Source organism: Actinomadura chokoriensis, assembly GCF_041463665.1.
GTDB lineage: Bacteria > Actinomycetota > Actinomycetes > Streptosporangiales > Streptosporangiaceae > Spirillospora > Spirillospora chokoriensis_A.
In genome coordinates, this window is the sequence record NZ_JAXCEJ010000002.1 from 525,903 (window position 1) to 541,148 (window position 15,246).

Sequence of the window (15,246 nt, forward strand, 5' to 3'; positions counted from 1 at the left end):
TGGCGCGAGAGGCGGTCCGGACGACCGGTCAGGCTTCGATGTCGTCGGGGCCCCAGTGGGCCTGCATGCGGGTGATTTTGCCTTCGTCGTTGAAGGTCATGACGTCGATGGCGCGGATCCGCATGCCCGGGATGTCGACGGTGAAGGCCATGGCGGCCCGGTCGCCGTGCGAGCCGCGGATGGGGGCGTCCAGGGTGAGCTTGGCGCCGCCCGCGATGGCGTTCGTGTAGAACTCCTCGATGGCCGCGCGGCCGGTGAGCGGGGGGTGGCCGACCGGGTCCTCGATGACGGCGTCGTCGGCGTAGAGGCCGGATATGGTCGCGGCGTCGGAGGCGTTGAAGGCGTCGACGTAGGTCTGCAGGACCTGCTTCATGTGCTCGTGGGGCGGCATGGGCGAAGTGTAGCAAGCGTTCGCTTGGTTCTACCGGCGGTGTCGCGGCGAATCACACCGGTGAATGCCACCGGCCGAATCACATCCCGCCGAGTTACGCCGGAGTTGTTTCGGGCTCGCGGCGTGGGTCGCGGGCCGGGTGCGGCGAAAGCCGCCATGGCTTCCGACGGTCACCGATGATCAGTCGGTGAGGCCGTTCCGGTAGGCGTAGGTGACCGCCTGGGCCCGGTCGCGGAGGTTCGCCTTCGCGAACAGGTTGTTGATGTGCGTCTTGACCGTCGCCTCGGAGATGAACAGGTCGCCCGCGATCTCGGCGTTGGAACGTCCCTGGGCGATGAGGGTGAGCACCTCGACCTCCCGGCGGGTCAGGCCGTCGGGCAGGCCGGCGCGGCGGGGACGCTCGCCCGCGGCGACCGCCTCGACCAGGCGGCGCTGGACCGCCGGGTCGAGCTGGGACGCCCCGCCGCGGACGGCGCCGATCGCGCGGGCGATCTCGTCGGCGCCGGCGTCCTTGGTGAGGTAGCCGCGGGCCCCGGCGCGGAGGGCGGCGAAGATCGAGTCGTCGTCGGCGTAGGTGGTGAGGACGACGATTCCGACCTCCGGATGGGCCTCCTTGATACGGCGGGTGGCCTCGACGCCGTCCATGCGAGGCATCCGCAGGTCCATCAGGACGACGTCGGGACGCAGTTCGGCGACCATCGCCACCGCCTGTTCGCCGTCGCCGCACGCGCCGGCCACGTCGATGCCCGGCAGCAGTTCAAGGAGGAGGACGAGGCCCTCGCGCACCACGGTCTGGTCGTCGACGACCAGGATTCTCGTCTTCACCGTGTCCCCCATCACGCCGGCACCTGGAGGGACACGCGGAATCCCTTGCCGTCAGGTCCGGTGACAAGGGTTCCGTCGATCAGTTCGGCGCGCTCCCGCATGCCGACGAGGCCGTACCCTCCGCCGTGCACTTCGACGACCGATTCGGTTCCGCCGCTGTCGGTCACTTCAAGTTCGACCTTGTCGCCTAGGTAGCGCAACGTGACCTGTGCGCGCGCGCCGGGAGCGTGTTTGCGGATGTTCGTGAGCGCTTCTTGAGCGGTGCGGACGACCGTGAGCCCGGCCTGCGGCGACAGCTCGCGCGGATCGCCTGTCACCTGCACGTCGCAGGGACGGCCTGTGGTGGCCTGGAACTCCCCGGCGAGTTCCGCGATGACTTCCTTGGGTTCCGGTATCTCCCCGCGGAGTGTGGCGAGGGCGCGCCTTGTCTCCTCCAGACCCGAACGGGCCAGGTTCCGCGCGCGCTCCACGCGGTCCAGGGCCTGGACGCGGTCGCCGTCCCGCGAGAGGAGCAGCCTCGCCCCCTCCAGGTGGACGATCTGCGCCGACAGCGAGTGAGCGAGGATGTCGTGGATCTCCCGCGCTATGTGCGACCGTTCGGCGAGCACCGCGTTCGCGGCCTCGGCGCGGCGGGTGGCCTCCTGCGCGGCCGCGCCCTGGCGGCTGGCGACGGCCCCCAGCGTGAGACCGGCGAACGCCGACATCAGGCCGATGTCGGCGCCGCCCGCCCGGAAACCCTCGCCCAGCCCGCCGATCGCGGCGATGGTGAGCGCGCTCACCGTGATGCCCCATGGCAGCGGCAGCCACATCATCAGCATCCAGAGCCCGGCCATGCAGAAGTAGAACCCGCCGCCGGCGTGCGGGGCGATCGCGTACAGCGCCATCGCCACCGCCACGGACGTGAGCAGCAAGACGATCGCCGGCCCCCGCGCCGGCGGCTCCTTGCCCCGCCCCAGCCAGATCCCGCTCCCCAGCAAGGCGAACAGGAGCACGTTGAGGATGACGATGCTCAACCCGACCCCGTGCAGCGACGGCGCCGGCTCCGCGTGGAGCAGCCCCCGGACGTAGGCGACCATGCCCCACGTCAGCAGGATCCCGATCACCAGCAGCCGGGTCAGCCGCTCGCCGCGGCTCGCCTTGCAGTTCACCGTGCGACGCCGACCGACGCGGGCCCGCCGAGCCGCTCCGCACGCGGTGCGGCGCCCGGGCTCCCGGCGAGCACCGTGACGGCGAGGGGCGGGTCGTCCAGCGTGTTCATGCCCTCGACGCTAGAGAAGGACGGCCTTCCCCAGATCGGCGCACGGCTGGACATCCCGGTCTCCACCCCCGGGTGGAGACCGGGCACCGCGCTGACTGACCGGATGTGGCCGCGAAGCCGATGCGGGCCTTCCCCGTCCTCACGGACGCCTCCACACCCGGTCACCCTGGGCCGCCGGTCAGGTGTCGATGCGTTCGACGTCGAGTTCGGTGGCACCGGCCGTGATGAACGCGCGGCGCGGGGCGACCTCGCTGCCCATCAGTAGTTCGAACACCTTCGCGGCCTCCTCGGCGTCCTCGATCCGGACGCGCCGGAGCACCCGGTGCCGGGGGTCGAGCGTCGTCTCCGCGAGCTGGTCGGCGTCCATCTCACCGAGGCCCTTGTAGCGCTGGATGGGCTCCTTCCAGCGCTGGCCCTTGCGCTCCAGCTCGACGAGCCGCTGCCGCAGCTCGGCGTCGGAGTAGGTGTAGACGTACTTGTCCTGCCCCTTCTTCGGCTTGATCAGCTCGATGCGGTGCAGCGGCGGGACCGCGGAGAACACCCGCCCCGCCTCCAGCATCGGCCGCATGTAGCGGTGGAAGAGGGTGAGCAGCAGCGTCCGGATGTGCGCACCGTCGACATCGGCGTCGGCGAGGACCACGACGCGTCCGTAGCGGGCCGCTTCCACGTCGAAGGTGCGGCCCGAGCCGGCGCCGAGCACCTGGATGATCGCGGCGCACTCGGCGTTCTTCAGCACGTCCGCGACGGACGCCTTCTGCACGTTGAGGATCTTGCCGCGGATCGGCAGCAGCGCCTGGAACTCGGAGTTGCGGGCGAGCTTGGCGGTGCCGAGGGCCGAGTCGCCCTCGACGATGAACAGCTCGCTGCGGTCGTCGGTGGTGCGGCAGTCGACGAGCTTGGCCGGCAGCGCCGAGTTCTCCAGGGCGTTCTTGCGCCGCTGGTTGTCGCGCTGGGTCCGGGCGGCGATGCGGGTCTTGGCCGCGCCGACGACCTTTTCCAGGACGGCCCGGAGCGGCTGCTTCTGCCCGCGCGGCGGGTTCTCGAAGATCGCGCGCAGCTCCCGCATGACGACCTGGGACACGATGCGGGCGGCCGCGGACGTGCCGAGGACCTCCTTGGTCTGCCCCTCGAACTGCGGCTCGGGCAGCCGGACCGTCACCACGGCGGTCAGGCCCTCCAGGACGTCCTCCTTGATGACGTCCTCGTCGCCGTTCTTCAGCAGCTTGACCGCGCGGAGCTGCTCGTTGAGCACCTTGAGCACGGCGCGGTCGAAGCCGCGCAGGTGGGTGCCGCCCTTCGGGGTGGCGATCACGTTGACGAACGACTTGGTGATCGTGTCGTAGCCGCTGCCCCAGCGCAGCGCGACGTCGACCTCGAGGTCGCGTTCGACATCGGTCGGGGTCAGGTGGCCCTGGTCGTCCAGGACGGGGACGGTCTCGGTGAAGTGGCCGCGCCCCTGCAGCCGCAGCACGTCGATGATCGGCGCGTCCTTGGCCAGGTAGGTGCAGAACTCGCTGATGCCGCCGTCGAAACGGAACGTCTCGTCGACGACCTCCTCGCCGCGCTCGTCGCGGACGTCGATGGTGAGGCCGGGGATGAGGAACGCGGTCTGGCGCATCCGGTCGAGGACGAGCGCCTGGTCGACCGTGGCGTCCTTCAGGAAGATCTGCAAGTCGGGCCAGAAGCGGACCCGGGTGCCGGTGACCGTCTTGGCGACCTTGCGGATCTGCCGCAGGCCCGACTTCTTCCTGAAGCGGGCGTTCGGGCGCCCTTCGTCGGCGAACTCGCCGGGAAGGCCGCGCCGGAAGCTGATCGCGTGGGTGTGGCCGTAGCGGTCGACCTCCACGTCCAGCCGCGCGGACAGGGCGTTGACCACGGACGCCCCCACGCCGTGGAGCCCGCCGGACGCGGTGTAGGAGACGCCGCCGAACTTGCCGCCCGCGTGCAGCCGCGTCATGACCAGCTCGACGCCGGGCAGGCCCGTCTTAGGTTCGAGGTCGACCGGGATGCCGCGGCCGTTGTCGCCCACCTCGAAGGACCCGTCGGCGTGGAGGATCACGCTGATGTGGGTGCAGTAGCCGGCGAGTGCCTCGTCGACGCAGTTGTCGACGATCTCCCACAGGCAGTGGGCGAGACCCCTGCTGTCGGTCGACCCGACGTACATTCCGGGTCGTTTCCGGACGGCCTCCAGCCCCTCCAGCACCGACAGGTGCCGGGCGGAGTAGCCGTGCGGGTCTTCGGTTGTCGCTTCGGCGGTCGCGGCGGTCAACGTGCGTGCGCTCCTCGGGGGTAGGACGGTCGGCAGAAGAGTACCCCCGGCCACGGACGATCCACCGAAAGGCTCGCCGCCACGGGCGTTCCGCACGTGCCGCACGGCGGCTCGGGACCATTCACCAGGTTACCCGGAGTCCGACTTCTAGACCTTAACGTCCACCTTTGGGTGGGTGTGTGGGGACGCGGCGCTCCCTACTGTTCGGTGCATGGTTCAAACGATCGAGGTCTCGGGCCTCCGTAAACGCTACGGAAACGTCCAGGCCGTGGACGGGGTCACGTTCGGGGTCGAGGAGGGCGAGTTCTTCGGCATCCTCGGCCCGAACGGCGCGGGCAAGACGACGACATTGGAGATCGTCGAGGGGCTGCGGCAGGCCGACGAGGGAGACGTCTCGGTGCTCGGGGGCTCCCCGTGGCCGCGCAATCCGGCGCTGCTGCCCAGGATCGGCGTCCAGTTGCAGGCGTCGTCCTTCTTCGAGCGCCTGACCACCCGCGAGCAGTTGCAGACATTCGGCTCCCTCTACGGCGTCCCTTCGAAGAAGGCCGACGCGATGATGGAGCTCGTCGGGCTGACCGACAAGGCGGACGTCCGGGTGGAGAAGCTGTCGGGCGGCCAGGCCCAGCGCCTGTCCATCGCATGCGCGCTCGTACACGACCCGGAGCTCCTGTTCCTTGACGAGCCGACCGCCGCGCTGGATCCGCAGGCCCGCCGCAACCTGTGGGACCTGCTGCGGCAGATCAACACGGAGGGCCGCACGGTCGTCCTGACCACGCACTACATGGACGAGGCCGAGATCCTCTGCGACCGGGTCGCCATCATGGACGCGGGCAGGATCCTGCGGCTCGGCCCGCCGGCCGTGCTGGTGCGCGGCCTGGACGCCCCGTCCAGGATCAGCGTCGCCAGCGGCGTCCTCGACGTCGCCGACGCACGGCTCCTGCCGGGCGCGGACGACACCACCGACGACGGCGTCTCGCTGACCATCTCCACCCGCGACCCGTCGGCAGTGGTCGCGGCCATGGCCGCTAAGGACGCCCTGGACGGCGTCCAGATCCGCGGCGCCACCCTTGAGGACGTCTTCCTGGACCTCACCGGACGGGAGTACAGGGCGTGAGCACGTTCGAAAGCTTCAAGAGCCTCTCCAGGGCCATGTTCCTGGGATTCAAGCGAGACCGGACCGCGCTGTTCTTCACCGTCCTGTTCCCCTTGATGTTCCTGGTCATCTTCGGAGGCGTCTTCGGCCACCAGACGACGTCCAAGGTCGAGGTGCTGGAGGTCGGCACGTCGCCGATTCTGGAGGGGGCCGTCACGCACGGAGGCGACGAGGTCGGCAAGGTCATGAAGGTGACCAAGACGTCCGACCGCGCCGGAGCCCTGCGCAAGGTGGAAAAGGGCGACGCGGCCGCGGCCGTGGAGCAGCGGGGCAACCAGCTGGTCGTGCACTACTCGGCCGCCGACCAGGTCAAGTCGGGGACGGTGCAGGGTCTGATGAACTCGATCGTCCAGGCCGCGAACCAGTCGGCGACCGGCAAGCCGCCCGCCTACACGATGGCCGCCCAGCAGGTGGAGGACGACTCGCTCAAGGCCATCCAGTTCTTCACGCCCAGCCTGCTGGGGTGGGCGCTGGCGTCGGCGGGCGTCTTCGGGGCGTCCCAGACGCTGGTGACGTGGCGCACCAAGGGCATCTTGCGCCGCCTCCAACTCTCCCCTGCCCCGATACCCACCGTGTTCGCCGCGCGTGTCGCGGTCAGCCTCGCCGTCGCGCTCGTGCAGTTCGCGCTGTTCGTGATCGTGGCGCAGCTCCCGATGTTCGGGCTGCAGCTCAGCGGCGCCTGGTGGATGGCCATCCCGATGGTGATAGCGGGCGTGCTCGCCTTCCTGTCGATCGGGATGCTGGTCGGTGCGTGGGCCAAGACCCAGGAGACCGCCCAGGCGGTGACGCAGCTCATCGTCCTGCCCATGGCGTTCCTCGGCGGATCCTTCTTCCCCCTGGACTCGTCACCGGGCTGGTTGAAGACGCTCTCCTACATCTTCCCGTTGCGGTATCTCAACGAAGGGATGCTCAACGTGATGGGTCGCGGGCTCGGACCGACCTCCGCACTGCCCCAAATCGGCGTTCTGGTGGGCGTCGCGGTCGTCGGCGCGCTGATCGCCGTGCGCCTGTTCCGCTGGGACGCCACCTAATGTGACCTCGGTCACTTATTGGTCCATTCTGCTGTGGGCGTACGAAGAACCAGGTTGGGAACGTCAACGTCGGGTTAGATGTTGTCCTAAGTACCGACCCCGAGCATGAGGAAGGTGCCGTGACTGGAGCCCTTGCCCCGACCAAGCCGCTGACCGTCGCCGACCGATGCGACCGCTGCGGCGCTCAGGCCTACGTCCGTGCAGTCCTTGTAGGCGGCGGCGACCTTCTGTTCTGCGCCCACCACGGACGCAAGTACGCAGAGGCGCTCCGCTCGAATGGGGCCGACATACAGGACGAGACCGACCGGCTCAACGAAACCCCGGCCGCCGCGTCCCCCGAGGAGCGGTAGATCTCCCAATAGAAACCCCAGGGACGGCGGTCACCGTAGACGGTGGCCGCCGTTCACATTTCACCCGTTCCAGCCGGCCGCAGAGCCAAATGGACATGGCTTCATAGCGTAATTTATTGATCGCAGAACGTAGCGACATTCACGCACTGCCGTGAGGTGAATCACGTGACGCACGGACTTCTCACCCGGCGGTGACATTCTTCACGCGGTAGTGGTAGCCGCCGGCCTGCACGAACCCCGCCGCCTCGTACATCGCCCGCGCCGGAGCGTTCCGCGCGACGACGACCAGGTACGCGCGATCACACCCCTGCTCGCGCCCCCAGCCCAGAAGAGCCTCCAGGACGCGCCGTCCCAGCCCCTGCCTACGCGCTTCCGGTGCTACGGCCATCGCATAGACGCCCAGCCACTCCCCCTGGAGGACGCCACGGCCGACGGCGACGCCGTCCAGGGACGCATAGCCCGCAGGTACACCGGTAAGGATCTTCTCCGCCATGGGCAGCTGATGGTCGTAGCGACCGTCCACCGACCACCACAGGTCGAGCCACTCCTGGGACGGCGCCTCGGCGATCTCTACTCCGCCCTGCTCGTAGGGGCCGTCCAGCTCGGTCTCCATCGCGATGGTCGGATCGACCAGTTCGTAGCCTCGTCCGTCCAGGAACCGGTCGAGCTCCTTGGGCCGCGCTTGGGCGTCCACTGAGAACACCGTCGGCAACCCCAGCGCGCCATAGAAGCGCTCAGCCCGTTCGACAGCCTGGCCCACGTCCCCCGGCTCACCGACAGGCAGGACGGAGTTGGCCCGCTTGGTCACCCCGTCGGCGTGGCGCAGCAGCCAGCCGCCAATATCCTGGGTGGACGGCGCGGGCCATGCCTCGGCGACGAGTTCGCCCAACCGTGTCTCCAAGCACCGCGCCACCTGTCACCGCTTTCGGGGGTATCGTGCACATCCTGCTGCCGCCGTCGGAGAAGAAGGCTACCGACGGGGACGGCCCGCCCCTCGACCTGGGCTCGCTGAGCTTCCCCGAGCTGAACCCGGTGCGGAGGCGCCTCGTCTCCGCCCTGGCCAAGGCGTCCCGGCGGGCCGACGCCCCGGACGTGCTCGGCCTGCCGCCCGGCCAGGTCGACGACGCCCTGGCCCGTAACAAGGCACTGCGCGACGCGCCCACACTGCCGGTCGCCCGGCTCTACACCGGCGTCCTCTACGACAACCTCGACCTCCCCGACCTGGACGCCGAGGCCGCCGCGGCACAGATCATCGTCTTCTCGGGCCTGTGGGGCGCGCTGAGGCTCACCGACCGGATCCCGCCCTACCGACTGGCCATGGCGGTGTCGCTGCCGCCTGCGGGCCGTCTGGGGACGCTGTGGCGTCCCGTGATGCGCAAGGCGCTCCGGCTGGAGGACGACCTGATCGTCGACATGCGCTCGGGACCGTACGCGTCCGCGTGGAAGGCCCCACAACCGGCCGTCGCCGTCCGCGTTTTCCGGGAACGGCTCGTCGGCGGCGCCCCCAAGCGGACGGTCGTCAGCCACATGGCCAAGGCCACCCGCGGGCAGATCGCCCACGACCTGCTCAAGGCGGGCGCCGCGCCGCGCACCCCGGACGAACTCCTGAAGGCCGTCGCCGACCTCGGCCACACGGTCGAACTGAACGGCTCCAACCTCGACGTCATCCTGCACGACTGAGGTCAGCCTGCACGATGAGAGGGAATCCCGACCCGTCGCCCCAGGGGCCGAGCCGTAGCGTTCAGGCCGTGACGACGTTCAGGTGCCGGCACGCCTTGACGTACTGGCCCACCTCGTCACCGCCCAGGTACGTCCACGGGAGGCTGCTCGGCCGCCCCCACGTCCGGATCAGATGCTGCCGCGCCGGACGCCGCACGTCCGCGAGGTGGAACGCGGCACCGAAGAGGTTGTGCGCCTCGATCGTCCGGGGATGCAGACGGTGGCCCTCGAACCAGCCCCGCGCCGCAGCCTCCACGTCCCGGCACTCCTCCAGCGAGAACCATGAGGACGCGCCCCGGATGATGCCCGAACGCTCCTGCACGAAGTATTCGAAGTAGGCGAGCGGGATCAGTGCGGCCCTGGGATCCTCACTGGAGGCGGTGGCCATGGCCACGCGGGCGAAGTCGAACATCTCATCCGTCATACCGCCCCACTGCGGGGACAGGCTGACCAGCCGCGCCACGTGCGCCCCGTACAGCGTGGGACACCGCCTGCTCACCTGCCTCCACAGCGCGTCCTTCTCCTCGCGGTCGAGGCCGAGACCGAGCGCATACCAGAGCATCGCCTCCCATGGGACGGGATCGTCCGGCCACAGCGACGCCGCCCGCATCAGCGGTTCGCGGGCGGCCTGCATCGACTGCGTGTACGCGGTGTAACTCGCCGCCTGAACGGCCCGCGCACGCGCCTCCGGACGTATCTGCCAGGCCTCCTCCAGCCTCGTCCGACCGAGCCACAGCCACAGGTCGGGGTTGGACGAATCCTCGGCGACGAGCGCCTCGACACCCCGGCTGAGGCCCACCGCCGCCTTGGCCAGCGCCTCGACACGGACCGACCGCACCTCCGGGTCGCCGCGGCTCTCCGCGAGCAGGCGCACGCCAAGGCGCGGGAACCGGCCCTGGATGGCGTCGACCGCCCTGTCCAGATCGGGATCGTGCCACGGACGGCCGCCCATCACCTGGACGGCACGGCCACGGGCCAGGACGGGGTCCGCCGGCCTGCCCTGCTCCACCGAACGTCCAAGTGCCCGGTCGACGTCTGTCAGTCCCATGCGCGCAGGCTAGGAACGCGCACGACGGCGCACGCTACCTGGATGTTAAAAGGAAGTTACATGGCGACGCCCTGCGCGCGGACCGACCGGGCGCGGGTGTAAGGGGCCGCCGCAAGAACAGCGGGCCTCGTCCCGACGGGACGAGGCCCTCCGGCCCGGGAGCCGATCAGTCCAGGTAGTCGCGCAGGACCTGGGACCGCGACGGGTGGCGCAGCTTCGACATGGTCTTGGACTCGATCTGCCGGATGCGCTCCCGGGTCACCCCGTACACCTTGCCGATCTCGTCCAGGGTCTTCGGCTGGCCGTCGGTGAGGCCGAACCGCATCGAGACCACGCCGGCCTCACGCTCGCTGAGCGTGTCAAGGACGGAGTGGAGCTGCTCCTGCAGCAGCGTGAAGCTGACCGCGTCAGCAGGGACGATGGCCTCGGAGTCCTCGATGAGGTCGCCGAACTCGCTGTCGCCGTCTTCGCCGAGCGGGGTGTGCAGCGAGATGGGCTCGCGGCCGTACTTCTGGACCTCGACGACCTTCTCCGGGGTCATGTCGAGCTCCTTGGCCAGCTCCTCCGGAGTGGGCTCGCGGCCCAGGTCCTGGAGCATCTGCCGCTGCACGCGGGCCAGCTTGTTGATGACCTCGACCATGTGCACCGGGATGCGGATGGTGCGGGCCTGGTCGGCCATCGCGCGGGTGATCGCCTGCCGGATCCACCAGGTGGCGTACGTGGAGAACTTGTAGCCCTTGGTGTAGTCGAACTTCTCGACGGCGCGGATCAGGCCGAGGTTGCCCTCCTGGATGAGGTCCAGGAACAGCATGCCGCGCCCGGTGTAGCGCTTGGCCAGCGAGACCACCAGGCGGAGGTTGGCCTCCAGGAGGTGGTTCTTGGCACGGCGGCCGTCCTCGGCGATCCACTCGAAGTCCTCGAGGTCTTCCTCGGACATCGCGGGACCGGACGCGGCGAGGCGCTCCTCGGCGAAGAGCCCGGCCTCGATGCGCTTGGCGAGCTCCACCTCCTGCTCGGCGTTGAGCAGCGGGACCTTGCCGATCTGCTTGAGGTAGTCCTTCACCGGGTCGGCGGTGGCGCCGGCGGCGGCGATCTGCTGGGCGGGCGCGTCCTCGTCGTCGTCGCCGAGGGTGAAGCCCTCCTCCTCCGTCGAGCCGGTGCCGTCGGCGCTCTGCTTGCCGACGGGGGCGGAGGGCGCCTTGGCGGCGGGCGCGGCCGGGGCGGCCTCCTCCTCGTCGTCGGTCTCAGGCTCCTCGATCTCGGCGGCCGCGTCGTCCTCGATCTCGACATCGAGGTCGGCCAGGTCCTCGTCGAGGTCGACGTCGACCTCGTCGTCGACCTCCGGGTCGGCGCCCTTCTTGGCCGGCGCGGCCTTCGCGGCCGCACCCTTGACGGCCGGGCCCTTGGCGGCGGCCTTCTTGGCGGCGGGCGCGGCCTTCCTGCCCTTGGCGGGCGCGGCCTTCTTGGGCGCGGGCTTGGCGGCGGCCGCGCGCGGCTCGGCGGCGGCCTCCTCAGGCGCGTCATCGCCGACGACGGCGGTCACCGTGTCGGGCTGCTCCTTGGCCGCCGCGGCGGTCTTGGGCCTGCGCGCCGCCGGCGTCGCGCGCTTGCGCGGACGCTTGGGCGCCGCGGAGTCGGCAGCGCTCACCATGACGGTCACACCCTCCTTGCTGAGGCTCCGCAGAATGCTGGAGGCCTTCGACACGGGGATGTCGGCCTCCTCGAACGTACGGCGTACGTCGTCGGCTTCGAGGTAACCCTGGGACCGTCCACGCTCGATCAGTTGCGCGATGACGTGATCGTGCAGATCCGACGCTTTCGAGGTCGAGCTAGCAGGCGACACAAATACCTCTCGAACGAACGTGTGGCTTGGTTGACCCAAGTGCCCTGACGGGCCCGGCCTCACACTGAGTGGGACCACACACGGAGCGGACCACCGGTGCGGGACCGCAGCGTACCCGCTCTGTCTGGGTCAAGCATTCTGGCACTGCTGCGCATTCCGCCCTGAAGTCCTACCCGGTAACTCTCCACCTTAGAGGGCGCGGGACGGTCCTTCGAACGTGCCAGTCCGTCTTCATGCGGTCTCGGGCGGTTTTCACGCGGGCTCGGGCGGGACGTGCAGGGCGAGCACGGTCACATCGTCCACCTGCTCGTATCCGGCAAGCATCCGATCGACCAGGAAGTCGACGAGTCTCTCGGGATCTCCTACCACTTCAGGTGGGGCGTCCGCCGCCACGGCGACGAGCTCGTCCAGCCCGGCGTCCACCCCACGCCTACGGTTCTCCACAAGTCCATCGGAATAGAACACCACAGTGTTGCCGGTCTCGATGGAAAAACTTGTCTGCTGTCGCTGGCTCGGCCAGCCGAGCGGCGTGCCCGGCTCCAGCGTGCTCACGCGCGCGGGGGTGTCGGGCGAGATCAGCAGGGGTGGCGGGTGGCCCGCGTTGCTGAACTCCCCGTGCCCGGTCTCGGGGTCGATGACCACGTACGCGACCGTGGTGAACTGCTCCTCGTCCTCGGTGGCGCTGAACAGCCGGTCGAGGCCGGCCAGGACCGCGGCGGGACGCGCGTCGTTCAGGGCGAGCGCGCGCAGCGCGTTGCGGACCCGTCCCATTCCGGCCGCGGCGAGGACGCCCTTGCCCATGACGTCGCCGACGGCGACGGCGAGCCGGTTGTCGGCGAGGCGGAACACGTCGTACCAGTCGCCGCCGACCTGGACGTGGCGGGTGGCGGGGTTGTACCGGGCAGCCAGCACCATGTTCGGCAGCTGCGGGAGATCGCTCGGCAGGAGGCTGCGCTGGAGTTCCTCGGCGGTCCTGTGCTCGCGCTCGAACAGCAGGGCCCGCTCGACGGCCAGGGCGCACTGCCCGGCCAGCGCCTCCAGGAAGACCCGTTCCTCCTCGGTGATCTCCCTGGGCCGGGTGAACGAGAACCTGAGCGCGCCTATCGGGGCGCCCGCCGCGAGCAGCGGCAGGCCCACCCAGGCGCGTTCCTCGGTGTGCTGGGCGAACAGGTCGCGCTCGCCATGGCCGAGTTGCAGGCGCAGGCTGTCGGGATGCTCGGCCAGGAACGGCCGGCTCTCCCGCACCGCCACCGACATCACGGTCTGGTCGCTCACCTTGATGTCGTCGCGGGAGGCGGGACCGGTCTCGCCCTCCGCCCCCGGCTGGGACGGCGCCACGATGCTCAGGCGCAGCTTGTCGTCGTCCAGCAGCGCCACGGCCGAGTAGTCGGCACCTATGGCGGACCGTCCGACCTCGGTGATGACCTGGACGACCTGGGAGACGGTCAGGGCCTCGGCGAGCATCGAGGTGGCCTGCTGGAGGCGCGCTGTGCGCAGCGCCGCCGCGGACAGCTGCTCGGTCAGCCGGCCGCGCATCTCCTCGGCCTCGCGCTGGCCGGTCACGTCGGTGTTGGCGCCGACCCACTCGATCACAGCGTCGCCCTGCCAGATGGGCACGGCCCTGACGTCGAAGTGCCGGTAGGTGCCGCTCTTGGTGCGGATGCGGTAGTTGGTCTCGAAGACCTGGTTCTCGTCGACGCACCCGTTCCAGAGGGACTCGATGCGCGGCCGGTCCTCGGGGTGCACCACCGACAGCCAGCCGCCGACCGCGTAGTCGTCCGGCGTCTGCCCGGTGATCGCGCGCCACTCGGGCGCGTCGTCGATCACGCCGCCGCCCGGCGCGGCGACCCACACCACCTGGGCACTGGCCTCCACGAGGGAGCGGTAGCGCTGCTCCTTGCGGCGGATGACCTCCTCGGCCCGGCGCCGCTCGGTCACGTCCAGCGCGGTCAGGACGACGCCCTGGTGCTCGCCGTCGCCGTCCCTGGCGGGCAGCCACGTGCACGCCAGGATGCGTTCCTCGACCGCCGTGGCGACGCCCGTGGGGTCGCTCGGCGCGGGCGGCTCGCCGGCCGGAACGACCAGATCGAGATCGCTGACCGGACGGTTCTCGGCGATCACCTTCCGCAGCGCCGTCTCGAACGCGAACGCCAGCGCACCGGTCAGCACCTCGGACGGTCTGCGCTTGTGGAGCTCGCGCACGGGCACGCCCAACAGCGCGGCCAGCGCGTCGTTGGCCCGGCGGCAGCGCAGATCGCGGTCGAAGAACGCCAGCCCGCCGGGGGCTTCCTTCAGCAAGGTCGCGTACAGCGCGGCGTCGGACGCATCCATGGGCTGGCCCTCCACCCCTGAGACGCGAGGATGCGGGACGGACGTCTCGGCGCTCATGGACAACACCTCCGCCCCAGAGGGTCCCGTACCGCGCGGCAATTTTTCATCACTATGAGTGAATGGGAGCAGGCTAGCGCTCCCGCCTCCATCACAACACCGGTCGGAGTCAGGTATTCATCATCCCGATGGTTCGCCGCGTACGGAACCCCTGCTGAACATCCTTGTCCCTTCGGTCCCGGACGAACGCGCCGGATTCGGGCACCATCGCGGGAGGACGCGGGAGGCGGCCCGCCCGGACGGCGAATAGGAGATGTTACGGCCCCCGGGCGTCACGGCGCGTCAACTTCCCGAGCCCGGGTGTGTCTCCCGCCCGGCGGCTACTTGGCGGCCTTGGCGGCGGCCTTCTGCTCCTGCTTGAAGGCCCGCACCCTGGCCAGCGACTCCGGACCGGTGATGTCGGCCGCGGAGCGGTGCGAGCCCTCCTCGCCGTAGGCACCCGCGGCCTCGCGCCAGCCTTCCGGCTGCACGCCGTACTGCTTGCCCAGGAGCGCGAGGAAGATCTGAGCCTTCTGCTTGCCGAAACCCGGGAGGCCGTTCAGGCGCTTGAACAGCTCCTTGCCGCTGTCCACGTCCTTCCACACCTTCTCGGCGTCCCCGTCGTAGTTCTCCACGAGGTACTGGCACAGTTGCTGGACGCGCTTGGCCATCGAGCCCGGGTAGCGGTGGACGGCGGGCTTCTCCGACAGGAGGGCGGCGAAGCGCTCCGGGTCGTAGGCGGCTATCTCGTGCGCGTCCAGGTCGTCCGAGCCCAACCGCTGGACGATGGTGTAGGGGCCGGAGAAGGCCCACTCCATCGGGACCTGCTGGTCGAGCAGCATGCCCACCAGCGCGGCCAGCGGGCTGCGTCCGAGCAGCTCGTCGGCTTCCGGACGCTGTGCGAGTTGAACCTTCGTGGCCATGGGGCCAGCTTAGAGCGGCCCCGAGATCTGTCAGAAGTCTTACGGGGCTCCGCGGGCCCTGGCGGGCCG

Annotated in this window: 13 protein-coding genes; 4 read left to right on the top strand and 9 right to left on the bottom strand. The window is 70.0% G+C overall.

The features are described 5' to 3' along the window. Positions 1-28: 28 nt before the first annotated feature. The 4 genes from SM418_RS05895 to SM418_RS05910 form a co-directional block, all read right to left on the bottom strand. Positions 29-391: a nuclear transport factor 2 family protein gene (locus tag SM418_RS05895; protein ID WP_371939575.1), complete on the bottom strand. Its 363-nt coding sequence runs from the start codon at positions 389-391 to the stop codon at positions 29-31. A 180-nt stretch (positions 392-571) separates the two neighbouring features. After that, on the bottom strand, positions 572-1,228 hold the full coding sequence (locus SM418_RS05900; RefSeq protein WP_371939576.1) for a response regulator: 657 nt from the start codon (positions 1,226-1,228) through the stop codon (positions 572-574). Beyond that, complete coding sequence (locus tag SM418_RS05905) at positions 1,228-2,364, bottom strand: sensor histidine kinase (RefSeq protein ID WP_371939578.1); 1,137 nt, start codon at positions 2,362-2,364, stop codon at positions 1,228-1,230. Before SM418_RS05905 ends, SM418_RS05900 begins: the two co-directional genes overlap by 1 nt. Before the next feature lie 288 nt (positions 2,365-2,652). Then, the gene (locus SM418_RS05910; protein WP_371939579.1) at positions 2,653-4,743 is read right to left on the bottom strand and encodes a DNA gyrase/topoisomerase IV subunit B; all 2,091 of its coding nucleotides are present in this window, start codon (positions 4,741-4,743) and stop codon (positions 2,653-2,655) included. Positions 4,744-4,954: 211 nt separating this feature from the next. On the opposite strand from SM418_RS05910, the gene SM418_RS05915 reads away from it, so the two are divergent. From SM418_RS05915 to SM418_RS05925, 3 genes are all read left to right on the top strand, one after another. Next, on the top strand, positions 4,955-5,857 hold the full coding sequence (locus SM418_RS05915) for an ABC transporter ATP-binding protein (RefSeq protein WP_371939580.1): 903 nt from the start codon (positions 4,955-4,957) through the stop codon (positions 5,855-5,857). Further along, positions 5,854-6,927: an ABC transporter permease gene (locus tag SM418_RS05920; protein WP_371939581.1), complete on the top strand. Its 1,074-nt coding sequence runs from the start codon at positions 5,854-5,856 to the stop codon at positions 6,925-6,927. The genes SM418_RS05915 and SM418_RS05920 overlap by 4 nt, the downstream gene beginning before the upstream one ends. A gap of 119 nt (positions 6,928-7,046) precedes the next feature. Then, complete coding sequence (locus tag SM418_RS05925; RefSeq protein WP_371939582.1) at positions 7,047-7,277, top strand: DUF7455 domain-containing protein; 231 nt, start codon at positions 7,047-7,049, stop codon at positions 7,275-7,277. Between the two features lie 181 nt (positions 7,278-7,458). Here SM418_RS05925 and SM418_RS05930 read toward each other — a convergent pair whose 3' ends face one another. Beyond that, the gene (locus SM418_RS05930) at positions 7,459-8,178 is read right to left on the bottom strand and encodes a GNAT family N-acetyltransferase (RefSeq protein WP_371939583.1); all 720 of its coding nucleotides are present in this window, start codon (positions 8,176-8,178) and stop codon (positions 7,459-7,461) included. 35 nt (positions 8,179-8,213) lie between these two features. Here SM418_RS05930 and SM418_RS05935 point away from each other — a divergent pair, with 35 nt between their 5' ends. Further along, positions 8,214-8,957, top strand: coding sequence for a YaaA family protein (locus tag SM418_RS05935; RefSeq protein WP_371939584.1), 744 nt, complete (start codon positions 8,214-8,216; stop codon positions 8,955-8,957). Positions 8,958-9,018: 61 nt separating this feature from the next. Here SM418_RS05935 and SM418_RS05940 read toward each other — a convergent pair whose 3' ends face one another. The 4 genes from SM418_RS05940 to SM418_RS05955 form a co-directional block, all read right to left on the bottom strand. Further along, a complete protein-coding gene (locus SM418_RS05940) occupies positions 9,019-10,044 on the bottom strand; it encodes a hypothetical protein (RefSeq protein WP_371939585.1) in 1,026 nt (341 codons plus the stop codon). 166 nt (positions 10,045-10,210) lie between these two features. Continuing rightward, positions 10,211-11,887, bottom strand: coding sequence for an RNA polymerase sigma factor (locus tag SM418_RS05945; RefSeq protein ID WP_371939586.1), 1,677 nt, complete (start codon positions 11,885-11,887; stop codon positions 10,211-10,213). Between the two features lie 252 nt (positions 11,888-12,139). Then, positions 12,140-14,275 (bottom strand): SpoIIE family protein phosphatase, encoded by a 2,136-nt coding sequence (locus SM418_RS05950; RefSeq protein WP_371939587.1) that lies wholly within the window; start codon positions 14,273-14,275, stop codon positions 12,140-12,142. A 320-nt stretch (positions 14,276-14,595) separates the two neighbouring features. Next, the gene (locus tag SM418_RS05955; RefSeq protein ID WP_371939589.1) at positions 14,596-15,177 is read right to left on the bottom strand and encodes an HhH-GPD-type base excision DNA repair protein; all 582 of its coding nucleotides are present in this window, start codon (positions 15,175-15,177) and stop codon (positions 14,596-14,598) included. Between the last annotated feature and the right edge of the window lie 69 nt (positions 15,178-15,246).

Excerpts from the sequence above, each read along its gene's own strand:
- SM418_RS05895 (WP_371939575.1), bottom strand. The coding sequence starts at position 391 with ATGCCGCCCCACGAGCACATGAAGCAGGTCCTGCAGACCTACGTCGAC.
- SM418_RS05900 (WP_371939576.1), bottom strand. The coding sequence starts at position 1,228 with ATGGGGGACACGGTGAAGACGAGAATCCTGGTCGTCGACGACCAGACC.
- SM418_RS05915 (WP_371939580.1), top strand. The coding sequence starts at position 4,955 with ATGGTTCAAACGATCGAGGTCTCGGGCCTCCGTAAACGCTACGGAAAC.
- SM418_RS05940 (WP_371939585.1), bottom strand. The coding sequence starts at position 10,044 with ATGGGACTGACAGACGTCGACCGGGCACTTGGACGTTCGGTGGAGCAG.
- SM418_RS05950 (WP_371939587.1), bottom strand. The coding sequence starts at position 14,275 with ATGAGCGCCGAGACGTCCGTCCCGCATCCTCGCGTCTCAGGGGTGGAG.
- SM418_RS05955 (WP_371939589.1), bottom strand. The coding sequence starts at position 15,177 with ATGGCCACGAAGGTTCAACTCGCACAGCGTCCGGAAGCCGACGAGCTG.